Genomic DNA, 14,810 nt, shown 5'->3' on the forward strand with positions numbered 1-14,810 from the left:
GCCAGGATAGGTCGCCCGCGTCCGTGCCCCGGACCGCGTCCATCCCCCGGGAACGACGGCGCCCCGCCCGTGCGGGCGGGGCGCCGTGGTGCTGGGTGCCGGCGTCAGTGCGCGGCGGCCGCCGCCCGGACCTCCTGGCCGATGCCGCCCATGAGGTCGCGGAACCAGCCCTGGTCGATGTCGAAGGCCTTGCCGCCGGCGATGCGCGGGAACGCGATGGCCTTGAGCCGGTCGCCGTCCTCCTCGTCGTGGCCGATGACGCCGGACTCCCCGCGGAGCGCGCACTCGACGGCGAGGTCGGTCATGGAGTGGATGAGGCGCAGGTCCTCGGCGTTGGCGCGTGAGGAGCGGGAGAAGTACCCGGACTTCTGCACCATGACCTTCTCGGCGCCGATCTTCGCGGCGAACTGCTGGGCGAACCAGGCCCCGGGGTTGATGGTGTCGAGCTTGACGTGGCCGAACGGGTCGCGCTGGACGTCCTCGCCCTTGGCCTCCAGCTCGGCGACGATCTCCGGCACGCCGGCACCCTCGGAGAGGAAGATGTTGACGTTGCCGACCTGGTCCATGACGCTGCGCAGCCGGTCGGCCTCGCCGTCGATGTCGATGGTCATCTCGGGCAGGAACACCGCGTGGATGTCCCACCGATCCCGGCTCAACCCGATGCTGGGCACCCACTCCTGGGTGTCGAGCCAGCGGCGGTAGGAGCGCGCGGCGGCCGCCGTCAGCCACCCGCAGTGCCGGCCCATCACCTCGTGGACGATGAGCATGCGCGGGTTGACCCTGTGCTCGCCGATGATGTTCTGCGCGAACTCGCTGGCCTCCTCCGCCGCGGTCCACGCGCCGAGCGACTGCCGGATGGGGACGATGTCGTTGTCGATGGTCTTGGGCAGGCCGACCACGGTGAGGTGGTAGCCGTTGTCCTCGAGGTAGGCGGCCAGGTCCGCGGCGGTGGTGTTGGTGTCGTCGCCGCCGATGGTGTGCAGCACGTCGACGCCGTCGGCGCGCAGCCGGTCGGCCGCCACCTTGAGCGGGTCCTCGCCCTCCTTGACGAGGCCGCGCTTCACCAGGTCCTTGGCGTTGGTGAGCTTGACGCGCGAGTTGCCGATCGGGCTGCCGCCGAAGCGGTGCAGGACCCCCGCGTGGCGGCGTGCCTCGTCGTCGACGACGACGGACGTGCCCGTCAGCAGGCCGTGGTAGCCGTGCTGGTACGCGATGATCTCGACCTCGGGGGCGATCTCGGTGTAGCGCTCGATGAGGCCGCCGACGGCGGAGGACAGGCAGGGGGCGAAGCCCCCCGCGGTGAGCAGTGCGACACGACGGACCGACATCGAGAACCTCTCGTTCGTGGCAAGGGGCGTCGCCGCGGCGTCCGGCCGCGGCCGGATCGGGCCGTGCCCGACCACGACCCATCCTATGGGGCGCCCGCCGGGACGTCCGGGCCGGTGCTCAGCCGCGCGTCGGTGCCGGCCGGCGTCGACCCGTCGGCCGTGGCCGTCGCGCCGGGGGCGTCGGGGGCGGCCTCGGGTCCGGCGTCGGCCTCGGCCGGCACGGGCACGGTGACCTCGGGCACCGGCCGCCCGCCGGGCGCGCCGACCGGGGCGGCGGCGGCGGCCGCGGCCACCGCGTCCTGCTTCTTGCCCGGCTCCTTCTTCGCCGCCGCCAGGCGCGTCTTCATCGTCGCCGCGTAGATGTCGACGTACTCCTGGCCCGACAGGCGCAGGAGCTCGTACATGATCTCGTCGGTGATGGCGCGCAGCACGAAGCGGTCGTTCTCCAGGCCGCGGTAGCGGCTGAAGTCCAGCGGCGCGCCGACGACGACGCCGATGCGGTGCAGCTTGGGGATGCGCTTGCCGATGGGCTGGGCGATGTTCGTGCCGATCATCGCCACCGGGACGACCGGCGCGCCGGACTCCAGCGCCAGGCGGGCCACGCCCGTCTTGCCGCGGTAGAGCCGCCCGTCGGGGCTGCGGGTGCCCTCTGGGTAGATGCCGAACAGGCCGCCCTGCCGCAGCCGGCGCAGCCCGGTGTGCAGCGCGGCCTCGGAGGCCTTGCCGCCGGAGCGGTCGACCGGGATGGTGCCCACCCCGCGCATGAAGGCCGCGACGAACCGGCCCTTGAGGCCCCGGCCGGTGAAGTAGTCCTGCTTGCCGAGGAACACGACCTCCCGGCTGATCATGAGCGGCAGGAAGAAGGAGTCGATGACCGCGAGGTGGTTCGAGGCGAGGATGGCCGGGCCCGAGCCGGGAATGTTCTCCGCGCCGCGGATCCACGGCTGGTAGAAGACCCGCAGGATGCTGCCCAGCGTCGCCTTCATCAACCGGTAGAACACTTCTGGTCACCCTCCGCACTGGGCCGCAAGCCGCCGGCCGCACTGCCTGCGGCATCCTTCATCACTCTAGAGTGCTGGTCATGGCTGGACCTACCCGTGACGGCGACTCGGACTCGCTCGACGACGACGCCGTCGCCGCCCGCTGGGCCGAGCTCACGGCCTCGCTCGGGGAGCTCCACGTCCCGGTGGAGACGGACGACGACGGGCGCGCCCGGCCGGTCGGCACCAGCCCGGACACCGCCGGCGGGCCGGCCGACGCCCGCCCGGGCGGCGAATCCCCGGTCGCAGGGAACACCTCGACCGGCGAGTCGGCGGGCGGCGACAGGGGCGCCGCTGCCGGCGCGCCGGACCGGCGCGACGCCGCCCCGACGGGCTGGAGCGGGCCGCCGTCGGCCCAGCCGCCCGGCCCGCGCGACTACTCCCCCGCCGAGGAGGACGAGGACGGCTACGAGCCGCCGGACCCGGAGCCGCTCACCCACGCCGACCCGGCCCTGACCCTCGGCTGGGTCGCCGCGCTGGGCTCCGTGCTCGTCGGCATCGTGCTCTCCCTCGTGTGGCGCCCGGTGCCCACCGGCATGCTCGCCGTCCTCGGCCTGACGCTGCTCGGCGGCGTCGGGCTGCTGCTGTGGCGCATGCCCGACGGGCGCGACGACGACCACGACCCCTCCGACGGCGCGGTGGTCTGACAACCGCCGAGGGCGCGGTGGCCTGAGAAGGCCCGGCCGGGTCGACGCCGGCTCGGCCGGGTCCGGAGCCCGGCCGGCTTCGCCGGCCGGCTCAGGTGCGCGCGAGGTCCGCGGCGCCCACGATCCCGGCCTCGTTGCCCAGCTCGGCGAGGTGGATCGTCAGCTCGCCCCGGAAGCCGCGGGCGGTGAGGTGGCGACCGAAGGACTCCCGCGCCGGCTCGAGGAGGAGGTCCCCCGCGGCGGCGACGCCGCCGCCGATGACCGCGAGCTCGGGGTCGACGATCGCGGCGAGGTCGGAGATGCCGGCGCCCAGCCAGGTGCCCAGCTCGGCGAGCAGCTCGACGGCGAGGGGGTCACCGGCCTGCGCGGCCTGGGTGACGTGCGGGCCCCTGATCTTCTGCGCGGGCCCGCCGGCGAGCTCGACGATGGCGCGGGCCCGGTCGGGATAGGCGACGGCGGCCGCGCGGGCGGCCCGGGTCAGGGCGCGCCCCGAGCCGTACATCTCCCAGCAGCCCTCGTGCCCGCAGCCGCAGTAGCGGCCGTTCGGCACCATCTGCATGTGGCCGATCTCCCCGGCCGCGCCGAAGGCGCCCCGCAGGAGCCTGCCGTCGACGATAATCGCGCCGCCGAGCCCGGTCCCCACCGTGAGCATGACCATGTGCTCGGCGTGCCGGCCCCGGCCGAAGCGGAACTCGGCCCAGCCGGCGGCGTTGGCGTCGTTCTCGATGACCATGGGCAGGCCGATCCCGGCGGCGAGCCGGTCGCGTAGCGGGTAGTCGCGCCAGGCGATGTTGGGCGCGAAGACCATGCCGTCGCGCTGCGGGCTGACGTACCCGGCGGCGGCCACCCCGACGGCGACCACGTCGTGCTCGGCGCGCAGCTCGTTCACCGCGCGGATCACCGCGCTCTCGATGGCGACGGGGTCGGTGGGGTCGGTGTCGTAGCGCCGCTGCGCGCGCAGGGCACCGGCGCCGTCCACCACCCCGGCCGCGATCTTGGTGCCGCCGATGTCCACGCCGATGGCGTCCATGCCTCACCTCTCGTCGAAATCCCGCTCCGCCCGATCGTCGCCGGTCCGGCCGCCACGGGGGAATCGCCACGCCGGGCGTCCCCAACCCGCGCCGGGCCGTCGGACCGGGCCGGTACGCTGTCGCGACCTGCACTGATCCGCCTGCCGATGGAGACAGCATGGACGAGTTCCGCATGCCGCGCCGGGTCGAGGTCGACCCGAGCCGCAGCATCACCGACTACCTCGTCGACCACGCGCGGCTCCGGCCCCAGCAGGTGCTCTACGAGGAGCAGGTCGACGGCGCCTGGGTGGCGCACGACGCGGCCTGGACCCTCGCGCGGGTCGAGGAGCTCGCGAAGGGGCTCATGGCGGCCGGCATCGGGGCCGGGGACACGGTGGCCATCATGTCCCGCACCCGGCTGGAGTGGACGCTGCTCGACCTGGCCGCCTGGCACGCCGGCGCCGTGCCCGTCCCGATCTACGAGTCCAGCTCGCCCGAGCAGGCGCACTGGATCCTCTCCGACTCCGGCGCCCGCGCCGTCGTCGTCGAGAACGCGGACAACGCCGCCACCGTGGAGGCGGCGCGGGCGGTCGACGGCGGCCTGCCGGCGCTCGGCCCGGTGTGGCGCATCGACGACGGCGCCCTGGCCACCCTCACCGAGCTCGGCCGGGACGTGCCCGACGCCGCGCTGGAGGCGCGCCGGGCGGCGGTGGGCCTCGACGACCTCGCGACGATCATCTACACCTCCGGCACCACCGGGCGCCCCAAGGGCGCCGAGCTCACCCACGGGAACTTCGTCCTGCTCGGGCTGGAGGCCATCGACGCCATCCGGGAGGTCTTCGAGCAGCCGGGCGCCCGCTCGCTGCTCTTCCTGCCGCTGGCCCACGTCTTCGCCCGGTTCGTGGAGGTCCTCGTCCTCCTCGCCGGCACCCCGCTGGGCCACACCCCCGACACCAAGCAGGCGGTGGCGGACTTCGCCACCTTCCGGCCCACCTTCATCCTCTCGGTGCCGCGGGTGTGGGAGAAGGTCTACAACGGCGCCGAGCAGAAGACCGGCGGCGGGCTGAAGCTGCGGATCTTCCGCTGGGCCGCCCGGGTGGCCATCGCCTACTCCCGCGCGCTGGACACCGGCGGCCCGCGCCCGGCCCTGGCGCTGCAGCACCGGGTGGCGGACCGGCTCGTCCTGGCCAAGATCCGCGCGGCGATGGGCGGCCAGGCCACCTACGCCGTCTCCGGCGGCGCCCCGCTCGGGGAGCGGCTGGGGCACTTCTACCGCGGTCTCGGCCTGACCGTCCTCGAGGGCTACGGGCTGACCGAGACCACCGCACCCACCAACGTCAACCGGCCCGAGAAGATCAAGATCGGCACGGTCGGCCCACCCCTGCCGGGCACCGCCGTCCGGATCGCCGACGACGGCGAGATCCTCGTGCGGGGCATCCCCGTCTTCCGCGGGTACCGCAACAACCCGGAGGGCACCGCGGCGGCGATCGTGGACGGGTGGTTCCACACCGGCGACCTGGGCTCGATGGACGAGGACGGGTACCTGCGGATCACCGGCCGGAAGAAGGAGATCATCGTCACGGCCGGCGGCAAGAACGTCGCGCCGGCCCCGCTCGAGGACTCCATCCGGGCCCACCCGATCGTCTCCCAGTGCGTCGTGGTCGGCGACCACCGGCCCTACGTCGCGGCCCTGATCACCCTCGACGGCGAGATGCTCCCGGGATGGCTGGCCAACCACGGCCGCCCGGCGCTGACCGTCGAGCGGGCGGCGGCCGACCCGTTCGTCCGCGAGCACCTCCAGCTCGCCATCGACCGGGCCAACGCCAAGGTCTCGCGGGCCGAGTCCATCCGCCAGTTCCGCGTCCTCACGACGGACTTCACGGTCGAGAACGGCTACCTCACCCCCTCGCTCAAGGTGAAGCGGGACGCGGTGCTCGCCGACCACGCCGACACCGTGGAGGACCTGTACGCCGGCGCCGCGGCCCAGCGCGCCGCCGCCGCGGCCCAGCGCGCCGCCGAGGCGGCCCAGGGCGCCGCCGAGGCGGCGAGCTGAGCCGGTAGGCGCCGCGCAGGGCCCCTGCGCCCGGTGCGGCGCGCGGCCGTCCGGGCGGCCACGCCGCGGTGGCCTCACCGGCGATGTCGGTGCCGGGACGTAGCGTGCCGCTCATGCAGCGCTCGCTCCTCGACGTGGCCCCCGGCGGCCGTCTCCCGCTCGACGACGCCACCCGCGCGGCCACCGGGCAGGGCAGGCCCGTCCAGCTCGGCCTGGACGACCTGGGCACCCCGCTGCACGAGGTGACCTTCGTCGTCACCGACCTCGAGACCACCGGCGGCTCGCCCGCCGGTGCGGAGATCACCGAGATCGGGGCGGTGAAGGTGCGCGGCGGGGAGGTGCTCGGCGAGTTCCAGACGCTGGTCAACCCCGGCGTGCCGATCCCGCCGACCATCACCGTCCTCACCGGCATCACCAACGCCATGGTCATCCAGGCGCCCCCGATCACCGAGGTGCTGCCGGCGTTCCTCGAGTTCGCCGGCCTGGACCGCGGCGCCGTCTTCGTGGCCCACAACGCCGGCTTCGACGCGGGCTTCCTGCGCCACGCCACCGAGCGGATGGGGCTGGCCTGGCCGCGGCCGCCGATCGTCGACACCGTCAAGCTCGCCCGACGCATCGTCACCAAGGACGAGGCCCCTAATCACAAGCTCGGCACGCTCGCGGCGTTGTTCTCCACGGCGGTGACGCCGGACCACCGGGCGCTGCACGACGCCCGGGCCACCGTCGACGTCCTGCACGCGCTGCTGGGCCGGCTGGCGCCGCTGGGCGTCACCCACCTGGAGGACCTGCGCACCGCCGCCGACCCGGTGCCTCAACGGCGCCGGCGCAAGGCGACGATGGCGGACGGGCTCCCGCACACCCCGGGCGTGTACCAGTTCGTCGGCCCGGACGGGACGGTGCTCTACGTCGGCACCGCCGCGGACCTGCACCGCCGGGTGCGCAGCTACTTCACCGCCGCCGAGAAGCGGGCCCGCATCGGGGAGATGCTCGACATCGCCACCGGCGTGCGCACCGTCCCCTGCGCCACCGTGCTCGAGGCGCAGGTGCGCGAGATCCGGCTCATCGCCGAGCTCGACCCGCCGTACAACCGTCGCTCCCGCCGCCCGGAGCGGCGCCCCTGGCTGCGGCTGACCGACGAGCCGTACCCCCGGCTGAGCGTGGTGCGCCGCCTGCCGGCGCGCCACCTCGGGCAGGCGCTGGGCCCCTTCACCTCCCAGCGGGCCGCCACGGAGGCGCTGGAGGCGGTCCAGGAGGCGGTGGCGGTGCGCCGGTGCACCACCCGGCTGCCGCTCGCGCCCCGGCCGACCGCCAGCGCCTGCGCGCTGGCGGAGATGGGCCGCTGCGGCGCCCCGTGCACCGGCGGGCAGGACGCCGCGGCCTACGCCGCCGTCGTCGCCGGCGCCCGGGCCACGCTCGGCGCCGACGTCGACCACGTCGTGGCCGTCCTGCACGGGAAGATCCGCCAGCTCGCCGCGCAGGAGCGCTACGAGGAGGCCGCGACCCAGCGCGACCGACTGCACGCCCTGCTCGCCGGGGCCCGCCGCACCGAGCGGCTGCGCCCCCTGGTGACCACCCCGGAGCTCGTCGCCGCCCGCCGCCGGGACGCCGGCGGGTGGGAGCTGGTGCTGGTGCGCCACGGCCGCCTGGCCGGCACCGCGGTGACCCCGCGCGGGGCGGACCCCATGCCGGTGGTGGCGGCCCTGCGGGCCAGCGGCGAGGCGGTGCCCGCCCCGGAGGCGGCGTGCGGCGCGGCCCCGGTGGAGGAGACCGAGCTGGTCGCCGGCTGGCTGGAGCAGCCCGGGGTGCGCCTGGTCCATCTCGAGGAGGGCGAGGTGCCGCTCGCGTGCCCGGTGCGCGGGGCGGCACGACACCCCCTGCCGGCCAGAGGATGATGGGAGCGAGATTTCCGAACACTCAAGGAGTGAACATGCTCACCGCCATCGTGCTCATCGACGCCGACGTCGCCCGCATCCCCGAGGTCGCCCAGGAGGTCGCGGACCTCGAGGGCATCAGCGAGGTGTACTCGGTCACCGGCGACGTCGACCTCATCGCGATCGCCCGGGTGCGCGAGCACGAGGACCTCGCCCGGGTCGTGGCCGACCACGTCGGCAAGGTCGACGGCGTGCGCGGCATGAAGACCTACATCGCCTTCCAGGCCTACTCCCAGCACGACCTGGAGCAGGCGTTCCACATCGGCCTGGACTGATCACGGGCCCCGGCCGTCCCGGACCGATCCCGGGCCGCCGGAGAGTCCGCGGACGCGCGAGTGCCCCGGCTCCGTGAGGAGCCGGGGCACATCCGTCCTCGGCAGGCAGCCGACCGCGCGGCCGGCGACCCGCCCGGGCGGCGGGTCAGCGCGCGGCGGGCTGGGTCAGCGCCACCCAGCGCTGCAGCACGTCGGCGGCGGCGCCGGAGTCGAGCGAGCGGGCCGCGTGCTCCAGACCGGCCGCCAGCCGGGCGGGCAGCGGCGCGTCGCCGGAGGTCCCCGGCAGGGACCCCTCCGCCACGAACGCCGCGGCGGCGTTGAGCATCACGGCCTCGCGCACGGGGCCACCCGCGCCGCCCAGCACCTCGCGGGCCACCCCGGCGTTGTACGCCGCGTCCTTGCCGCGCAGGTCCGCCACCGTCGCCGGTGCCAGGCCGAGCTCGGCGACGGCGTCCAGGGTGTGCGCGGTGACGGCGCCGTCGCGAACCTCCCAGACCTCGTTGAGCACCGTCGTGCTCAGCTCGTCGAGCCCGTTCTGGCCGCGGAACACCAGCGCGCTGGTGCCCCGCTCGGCGAGCACCCCGGCCACCAGCGGCGCTGCCGCGGCGTCGGAGACGCCGATCGCGCCGGCGCGCGGGCGGGCCGGGTTGGTCAACGGCCCGAGCAGGTTGAACGCGGTGCCGATCGCCAGCTCCTTGCGGGTGACCGCGGCGTGGCGCATCGAGGGATGGAAGAGGTTCGCGAAGCAGAAGGTGATGCCGAGCTCGGCGAAGACCTGCTCCACGCGCGGGATCTCGAGGTTGAGGTCGACACCGAGGGCCTCGAGCACGTCGGCCGAGCCCGAGGACGAGCTCGACGCGCGGTTGCCGTGCTTGACCACGCCCACGCCCGCGCCCGCGATGACCAGCGAGGCCATCGTCGAGATGTTCACGGTGTGCAGGCGGTCCCCGCCGGTGCCGACGATGTCGACGACGTCGGAGGGCACGTCGATCGGCAGGGCGTGGTCGAGCATCGCGTCGGCCAGGCCCCGCAGCTCGTCCACCGTCATGCCCTTGGTGGCCAGCGCCGCGAGGAACCCGGCCAGCACGGTCGGGGAGGTCAGCCCCTCCATGACCTGGTCCATCGCCCAGGCCGTCTCCGCGGTGGAGAGGTCGTGCCGGTTGACGAGCTGCACGAGCAGCCCCGGCCAGGTCGGTTCGGGACGGCGCTGCCCCGCGCTCACTTGGCGACCCGCCCGCGCAGCAGGCGGGCCACCGCCTCCTGGAGCTCGATCGGGTCGAGCGGAGCCGGCACGATCGCGTCGGCCTCCGCCCAGGTGGCCAGCCAGGCGTCCTGTGGCCGCCCGGTGAGGATGAGGATCGGCGGGCAGTTGTAGACCTCGTTCTTCAGCTGGCGGCTCACCGCCATGCCGCCGACCTTGGCGGCCTCGCCGTCGAGCACGAGGATCGCGAAGTCGTGCTCGGCGACCTTCTGCAGCACGCCCGCGTGTGTGGCGGCCTCGGTCCAGCGGATGCGGGGCAGCCCCTTCGCGGCGCGCCGGCCCACCCCCTCGATCACCGCCCGGCGGGTGTCGACGTCGTCGCTGTAGATCAGCAGGTCGACCGTCCCCGTCTCGTCCGCCGTAGGGGCAGATGCGGTCTCGGTGCTGGTCATCCTCGTCCTCCAGGCAGGGTCCCGCGGCCGGCCCAGGGGCCGCGCCGGCATGTGTGGTCACGGGCGGCAGGCGCGCACGTCACCGTCCTGGGGGTCATGCTAGTGCTCACAGCCGCAGCCCCCCGGCGCCGCCCGCTGGCGGGTCCTCGTGGCGACGGATCACCGCCCGTTCGGCGGGTTTCCGGGGAGCGCCCCCGCGCGGCCGCACGCCGCCCGTACCGGACGAACCGGACACCGACGCGGCGGGACCAACGTCGCGGGTCGGTGACTTTTCCCGGAACTAGGCTCGTCGTGGGCGATTCCGCGACGCGCAGGGCCGGACAACTGGCGATCCGGCCTCCGACCTGGGCCATAATGACAGCGTGTCGTCAACCACTGCTGCTGCCCCGAGTGCTGCCCACGTCTCGGTGACGCGACCGAACACCTTGTCGGTCGGCGTCATCGTCTGGCTCTCCAGCGAGCTGATGTTCTTCGCTGGCCTGTTCGCCATGTACTTCACGCACCGGTCCGTCGCCGGGCCGGAGGCGTGGACCGACGCCGCGAGCGTGCTGAACTTCCCGTTCGCGGCCGCGAACACCACGGTCCTGGTGCTCAGCTCCGTCACCTGCCAGATGGGCGTCTTCGCCGCCGAGCGCTTCCAGGCCTCGCGGACCGGCTCCATCTTCAACGTGGCGCGCTGGGGCATGATCGAGTGGTACGCGCTGACCTTCCTCATGGGCGCCTTCTTCGTCGCCGGGCAGGTCACGGAGTACACCGAGCTCGTCGAGCACGGCGTGACGATCGCCTCGAGCTCCTACGGCTCGGTGTTCTACATCACCACCGGCTTCCACGCCCTGCACGTCACCGGCGGGCTCATCGCCTTCCTGTTCGTCCTCGGCCGGGCGTTCACCGCCCGGCGGTTCGGCCACCTCGAGGCGGGCAGCGCGGTCGTCACGTCGTACTACTGGCACTTCGTCGACGTCGTCTGGATCGCCCTGTTCTTCATCATCTACGTCCTGCGGTAGTGGCCGGGCCCGTCCCCGGGCTCACCGCTTCCCGCCCGCCCCACCCAACCCGAACGAGGAACCACCATCGTGAAGGCACTCGCCGCCAGCAGAAGGAGCCGGTACGCACCGGCTGTCCTTGTGCTGCTCGCCCTGATCCTGACCGGCGCGCTCTACGCCGTGCTCGCCCCCCGCCCAGCGGAGGCGCAGCAGCCTACGGCCAACGCGCAGGACATCCAGCAGGGCAGGGCCCTGTTCCAGGCCAACTGCTCCACCTGTCACGGCCTGAACGCCGAGGGCACGGACGTGGCCCCCTCGCTCATCGGCGTGGGTGCGGCGTCGGTCGACTTCCAGGTCTCGACCGGCCGCATGCCGATGGCGAACAACTCGCCGCAGGCCGAGAAGAAGACGCCGCAGTTCAACGAGGAGCAGACGGCCCAGCTCGCGGCCTACGTCGCCTCCCTCGCCCCCGGGCCCGCGGTGCCCGCCGCCGACCAGGTGGACCCCGCCGGCGGCAACCCCGCGACCGGCATGGCCCTGTTCCGCACCAACTGCGCGATGTGCCACAACGCCGTCGGCGCCGGTGGCGCGCTGAGCGAGGGCAAGTACGCCCCGCCCCTGTACGAGTCGACGCCGACCCAGATCTACGAGGCCATGCTCACCGGGCCGCAGTCCATGCCCGTGTTCAACGAGGCGAACATCAGCCCCCAGGGCAAGCAGGACATCATCGCCTACCTCATGGAGCAGCGTGAGCCCTCCCCGGGCGGCGCCAACCTCGGGTCGCTCGGACCGGTGTCCGAGGCCATCTGGGCGTTTGTCATCGGCATCGGCGGCCTCATCGGCATGGCCGTGTGGATCGGAGCGAGGTCGTCGTGAGCATCAACCAGTACAACGTCACCCGGGCGCCGGAGGTGGCGGACCGGTTCGAGAACCCCGGGCTCGAGGAGCATCTCCCCCGGCTGACCGACGTCGACGCGGCGGCCAACAAGCGGGCCGAGCGCATCGTCGCCCTGCTCTTCACCCTGTCGATCCTCGCCTCCATCGGCGCCCTGGTGGGCTACTTCGCCCTGCCGCTGGACGGCACCGTGGGCAGCGTGCGGCTCTCCACCATCGTGCTGGGCGCCGGCATCGGCGTCGGCATGCTCGGCATCGGCGTCGCGGCGATCCACTGGGCCAAGTCGCTGATGAACAACGTCGAGCGGGTCGAGCTGCGCCACCCGCAGCGCTCCGACGACGAGACCCGCGAGGTCGCCGCCCAGATGATGGTCGACGGCGTCAACGACTCGGGCATCGCCCGCCGCCCGGTGCTCAAGGGCGCCCTGGCCGGCGCCGCGGCCCTGGCCCCGCTGCCGATCCTCGTCCCGCTGGTGGGCAACCTCGGCGGGGACTGGAACGTCTCGAAGTTCAAGCACACCATCTGGGGCGAGACCCCGGACGGCACCTACGGCACGCTGCCCGACGGCTCCAAGGGCCGCCGGCTCGCGCGTGACCCCGAGGACACCCCCATCAAGGCCTCGGACGTCACCATCGGGTCCGTGTTCCACGTCATCCCGCAGGGGCTGAGCGAGGGACAGCCGGACTACTACGAGGAGAAGGCCAAGGCCGTCGTCCTGCTGATCCGTCTCGACCCGCGCATCCTCAAGGAGAGCCCCGAGCGGGCCGACTGGTCCTACGACGGCATCGTCGCCTACTCCAAGATCTGCACGCACGTCGGTTGCCCGGTGGCCCTCTACGAGCAGCAGACCCACCACCTGCTGTGCCCGTGCCACCAGTCCACGTTCGACGTCGCCGACGAGGCCAAGGTGGTCTTCGGCCCGGCCAAGCGGCCGCTGCCGCAGCTGCCCATCGCCGTCGACACCGAGGGCTACCTCGTCGCGCGCAGCGACTTCACCGAGCCGATCGGCCCGAGCTACTGGGAGCGTCTCAAGTGAGCACCACCGCCACCCGCGCCGGTACCGGCGGGTACAAGCCGTCCAAGCCGATGAGGGCAACCGCCGACTACCTCGACAGCAACGTCGGCGCCGGCAAGGCCGTCAAGTTCCTGGCCCGCAAGATCTTCCCCGAGCACTGGTCCTTCCTGCTCGGCGAGATCGCGCTCTGGAGCTTCGTCGTGCTGGTGCTCACCGGCATCTTCCTGACGATGTTCTTCGAGCCGTCGATGCAGCACGTCACCTACCCCGAGGACGCGCTGCCCGCCTCGATGCAGGGCGTGGGCATGTCGGCGGCGTTCGCCTCGACGCTGCACCTGTCCTTCGAGGTCAAGGGCGGCCTGCTCATGCGGCAGATGCACCACTGGGCCGCCCTGCTGTTCATGGGCGGCATCGTGGTGCACATGTTCCGCGTCTTCTTCACCGGCGCGTTCCGCAAGCCGCGCCAGGTGAACTGGCTCGTCGGCTTCACGCTGCTGATCATGGGCCTGCTCGCCGGCTTCTCCGGCTACTCGCTCCCCGACGACGTGCTCTCCGGCAACGGCCTGCGCATCGCCGACGGCGTGGCCCGCGCCATCCCGATCATCGGCTCGTACGTGAGCTACGGCCTCTTCGGCGGCGAGTTCCCGGGCATGGACATCATCCCGCGCCTGTTCACGGTGCACATCCTGCTCATCCCGGGCCTGATCATCGCCCTGGTGACCGTGCACCTCATCCTGATGGTCGTGCACAAGCACACCCAGTACCCCGGGCCGGGCCGTTCCGACAACAACGTCGTCGGCTACCCCGCCTTCCCGGTGTACGTCGCCAAGATGGCCGGGTTCTTCTTCATCGTCTTCGGCTTCCTGGCGCTGATGGGCACGTTCATGTCCATCAACAACGTGTGGAACTACGGCCCGTACGACCCCTCCCCGGTCTCCGCCGGCGCCCAGCCCGACTGGTACATGCTGTTCCTCGAGGGCTCGCTGCGGCTCATGCCCGGCTGGGAGGTCGTCATCGGCGGCTACACGCTGCCGCTGAACATCCTCATCCCGGGCGTCGTCGTGCCGGGCATCCTGTTCGGGCTGCTCGCGCTGTACCCGTTCATCGAGGCGGCCGCCACCCACGACAAGCGCGAGCACCACGTGCTCGACCGCCCGCGCAACGTCCCGGTCCGCACCGGCATCGGCGTGGCGATCCTCACCGAGTTCCTCATCCTCGTCGCGGCCGGGTCCAACGACCTCATCGCCACCCACTTCCACCTGTCGATCAACGACATCACGTGGACGTTCCGGGTGCTGTTCTTCGTCGGCCCGGTGATCGCCTTCATCATCACCAAGCGCGCCTGCCTGGCGCTGCAGCGCCGCGACCGCGAGCTCGCCCTGCACGGGTACGAGACCGGCCGCGTCGTCCAGCTGCCCAACGGCGCCTTCATGGAGGTCCACAAGCCGCTCGACGAGTACGAGCGGTGGATCCTCGTGGCCCACGAGCCGCGCCGCCCGATCGAGATCGAGCCGGCCACCGACCGCAACGGCGTGGACCGGCCCGGGTACAAGAAGGACCTGCGTCGGCACAAGCTCTCCCGCTTCTTCTACGAGGACCGGGTCGAGCCCGTGACGCCGTCCGAGCTGGTCGCCGTGCACCACGTCGGCGAGATCGAGGGCGACGACGGCCCCGCGCGTCACGTCCGCGGCGGCGGCCTGGAGGTCGAGCTCGAGGCGCCTCGCGAGCACCACGACCCCGGCATCCCCGCCAGCAGCTCGGTCGCGGTCCTGTCGCGGTCCAGCCAGAACGACTGAGCGTCCCGCTGCGCCCGACGGCGGCCGGCTCCCGGAAGGGAGCCGGCCGCCGTCGTCGTTCCCCCACTTCGTCGGCGGTCTCACTTGGCGAACACGCGGGAACAGGGCGGGACGGAATAGGTTGTCCCTTGTGACCGGGTTCATCCCGGGACGAAACACCCCCTGCCGGCGTCATCTCGGCGCG

The 14,810-nt window shown here is 73.2% G+C and carries 13 protein-coding genes; 8 read left to right on the top strand and 5 right to left on the bottom strand.

Annotation, left to right across the window (positions count from 1 at the left end; translation table 11 throughout):
* Window positions 1-104: 104 nt before the first annotated feature.
* A complete protein-coding gene (locus GD880_RS08740) occupies window positions 105-1,328 on the bottom strand; it encodes a pyrophosphate--fructose-6-phosphate 1-phosphotransferase (RefSeq protein WP_152231240.1) in 1,224 nt (407 codons plus the stop codon).
* An 83-nt stretch (window positions 1,329-1,411) separates the two neighbouring features.
* Window positions 1,412-2,314, bottom strand: coding sequence for a lysophospholipid acyltransferase family protein (locus tag GD880_RS08745; RefSeq protein WP_193314437.1), 903 nt, complete (start codon window positions 2,312-2,314; stop codon window positions 1,412-1,414).
* A gap of 95 nt (window positions 2,315-2,409) precedes the next feature.
* Here GD880_RS08745 and GD880_RS08750 point away from each other — a divergent pair, with 95 nt between their 5' ends.
* Window positions 2,410-3,015: a hypothetical protein gene (locus GD880_RS08750; RefSeq protein ID WP_152231242.1), complete on the top strand. Its 606-nt coding sequence runs from the start codon at window positions 2,410-2,412 to the stop codon at window positions 3,013-3,015.
* A 91-nt stretch (window positions 3,016-3,106) separates the two neighbouring features.
* On the opposite strand, the gene GD880_RS08755 is transcribed toward GD880_RS08750, so the two are convergent.
* On the bottom strand, window positions 3,107-4,045 hold the full coding sequence (locus tag GD880_RS08755) for an ROK family glucokinase (RefSeq protein ID WP_152231243.1): 939 nt from the start codon (window positions 4,043-4,045) through the stop codon (window positions 3,107-3,109).
* 158 nt (window positions 4,046-4,203) lie between these two features.
* On the opposite strand from GD880_RS08755, the gene GD880_RS08760 reads away from it, so the two are divergent.
* From GD880_RS08760 to GD880_RS08770, 3 genes are all read left to right on the top strand, one after another.
* On the top strand, window positions 4,204-6,078 hold the full coding sequence (locus tag GD880_RS08760; protein ID WP_152231244.1) for an AMP-dependent synthetase/ligase: 1,875 nt from the start codon (window positions 4,204-4,206) through the stop codon (window positions 6,076-6,078).
* A 113-nt stretch (window positions 6,079-6,191) separates the two neighbouring features.
* Entirely contained in the window at window positions 6,192-7,970 is a 1,779-nt protein-coding gene (locus GD880_RS08765; RefSeq protein ID WP_152231245.1) for a DEDD exonuclease domain-containing protein, read from the top strand.
* Between the two features lie 35 nt (window positions 7,971-8,005).
* Window positions 8,006-8,284, top strand: coding sequence for an Lrp/AsnC family transcriptional regulator (locus GD880_RS08770; protein WP_152231246.1), 279 nt, complete (start codon window positions 8,006-8,008; stop codon window positions 8,282-8,284).
* Window positions 8,285-8,429: 145 nt separating this feature from the next.
* Here GD880_RS08770 and trpD read toward each other — a convergent pair whose 3' ends face one another.
* Both trpD and GD880_RS08780 read right to left on the bottom strand, forming a co-directional pair.
* Complete coding sequence (trpD, locus tag GD880_RS08775; protein ID WP_152231247.1) at window positions 8,430-9,506, bottom strand: anthranilate phosphoribosyltransferase; 1,077 nt, start codon at window positions 9,504-9,506, stop codon at window positions 8,430-8,432.
* A complete protein-coding gene (locus GD880_RS08780) occupies window positions 9,503-9,937 on the bottom strand; it encodes a response regulator transcription factor (protein WP_152231248.1) in 435 nt (144 codons plus the stop codon). Before GD880_RS08780 ends, trpD begins: the two co-directional genes overlap by 4 nt.
* Window positions 9,938-10,299: 362 nt before the next feature.
* Between GD880_RS08780 and ctaE the strand changes: the two genes are divergently transcribed.
* The 4 genes from ctaE (at window position 10,300) to qcrB (ending at window position 14,626) form a co-directional block, all read left to right on the top strand.
* The gene (gene ctaE, locus GD880_RS08785) at window positions 10,300-10,941 is read left to right on the top strand and encodes an aa3-type cytochrome oxidase subunit III (RefSeq protein WP_152231249.1); all 642 of its coding nucleotides are present in this window, start codon (window positions 10,300-10,302) and stop codon (window positions 10,939-10,941) included.
* A gap of 69 nt (window positions 10,942-11,010) precedes the next feature.
* Window positions 11,011-11,796, top strand: coding sequence for a cytochrome bc1 complex diheme cytochrome c subunit (gene qcrC, locus GD880_RS08790; RefSeq protein WP_152231250.1), 786 nt, complete (start codon window positions 11,011-11,013; stop codon window positions 11,794-11,796).
* The gene (gene qcrA / locus GD880_RS08795; protein ID WP_193314431.1) at window positions 11,793-12,851 is read left to right on the top strand and encodes a cytochrome bc1 complex Rieske iron-sulfur subunit; all 1,059 of its coding nucleotides are present in this window, start codon (window positions 11,793-11,795) and stop codon (window positions 12,849-12,851) included. The genes qcrC and qcrA overlap by 4 nt, the downstream gene beginning before the upstream one ends.
* Before the next feature lie 50 nt (window positions 12,852-12,901).
* On the top strand, window positions 12,902-14,626 hold the full coding sequence (gene qcrB / locus GD880_RS08800) for a cytochrome bc1 complex cytochrome b subunit (RefSeq protein ID WP_152231337.1): 1,725 nt from the start codon (window positions 12,902-12,904) through the stop codon (window positions 14,624-14,626).
* The last annotated feature ends 184 nt before the right edge of the window (window positions 14,627-14,810 follow it).

It is taken from the genome of Georgenia ruanii, assembly GCF_009193175.1.
GTDB classification, from domain to species: Bacteria; Actinomycetota; Actinomycetes; order Actinomycetales; family Actinomycetaceae; genus Georgenia; species Georgenia ruanii.

What these genes read in the sequence shown, in the direction of transcription:
- GD880_RS08770 (WP_152231246.1), top strand. Translation starts at nt 8,006, where the DNA reads ATGCTCACCGCCATCGTGCTCATCGACGCCGACGTCGCCCGCATCCCC.
- GD880_RS08745 (WP_193314437.1), bottom strand. Translation starts at nt 2,314, where the DNA reads ATGAAGGCGACGCTGGGCAGCATCCTGCGGGTCTTCTACCAGCCGTGG.
- GD880_RS08765 (WP_152231245.1), top strand. Translation starts at nt 6,192, where the DNA reads ATGCAGCGCTCGCTCCTCGACGTGGCCCCCGGCGGCCGTCTCCCGCTC.
- qcrB (WP_152231337.1), top strand. Translation starts at nt 12,902, where the DNA reads ATGAGGGCAACCGCCGACTACCTCGACAGCAACGTCGGCGCCGGCAAG.
- GD880_RS08755 (WP_152231243.1), bottom strand. Translation starts at nt 4,045, where the DNA reads ATGGACGCCATCGGCGTGGACATCGGCGGCACCAAGATCGCGGCCGGG.
- GD880_RS08780 (WP_152231248.1), bottom strand. Translation starts at nt 9,937, where the DNA reads ATGACCAGCACCGAGACCGCATCTGCCCCTACGGCGGACGAGACGGGG.
- GD880_RS08760 (WP_152231244.1), top strand. Translation starts at nt 4,204, where the DNA reads ATGGACGAGTTCCGCATGCCGCGCCGGGTCGAGGTCGACCCGAGCCGC.
- GD880_RS08740 (WP_152231240.1), bottom strand. Translation starts at nt 1,328, where the DNA reads ATGTCGGTCCGTCGTGTCGCACTGCTCACCGCGGGGGGCTTCGCCCCC.
- GD880_RS08750 (WP_152231242.1), top strand. Translation starts at nt 2,410, where the DNA reads ATGGCTGGACCTACCCGTGACGGCGACTCGGACTCGCTCGACGACGAC.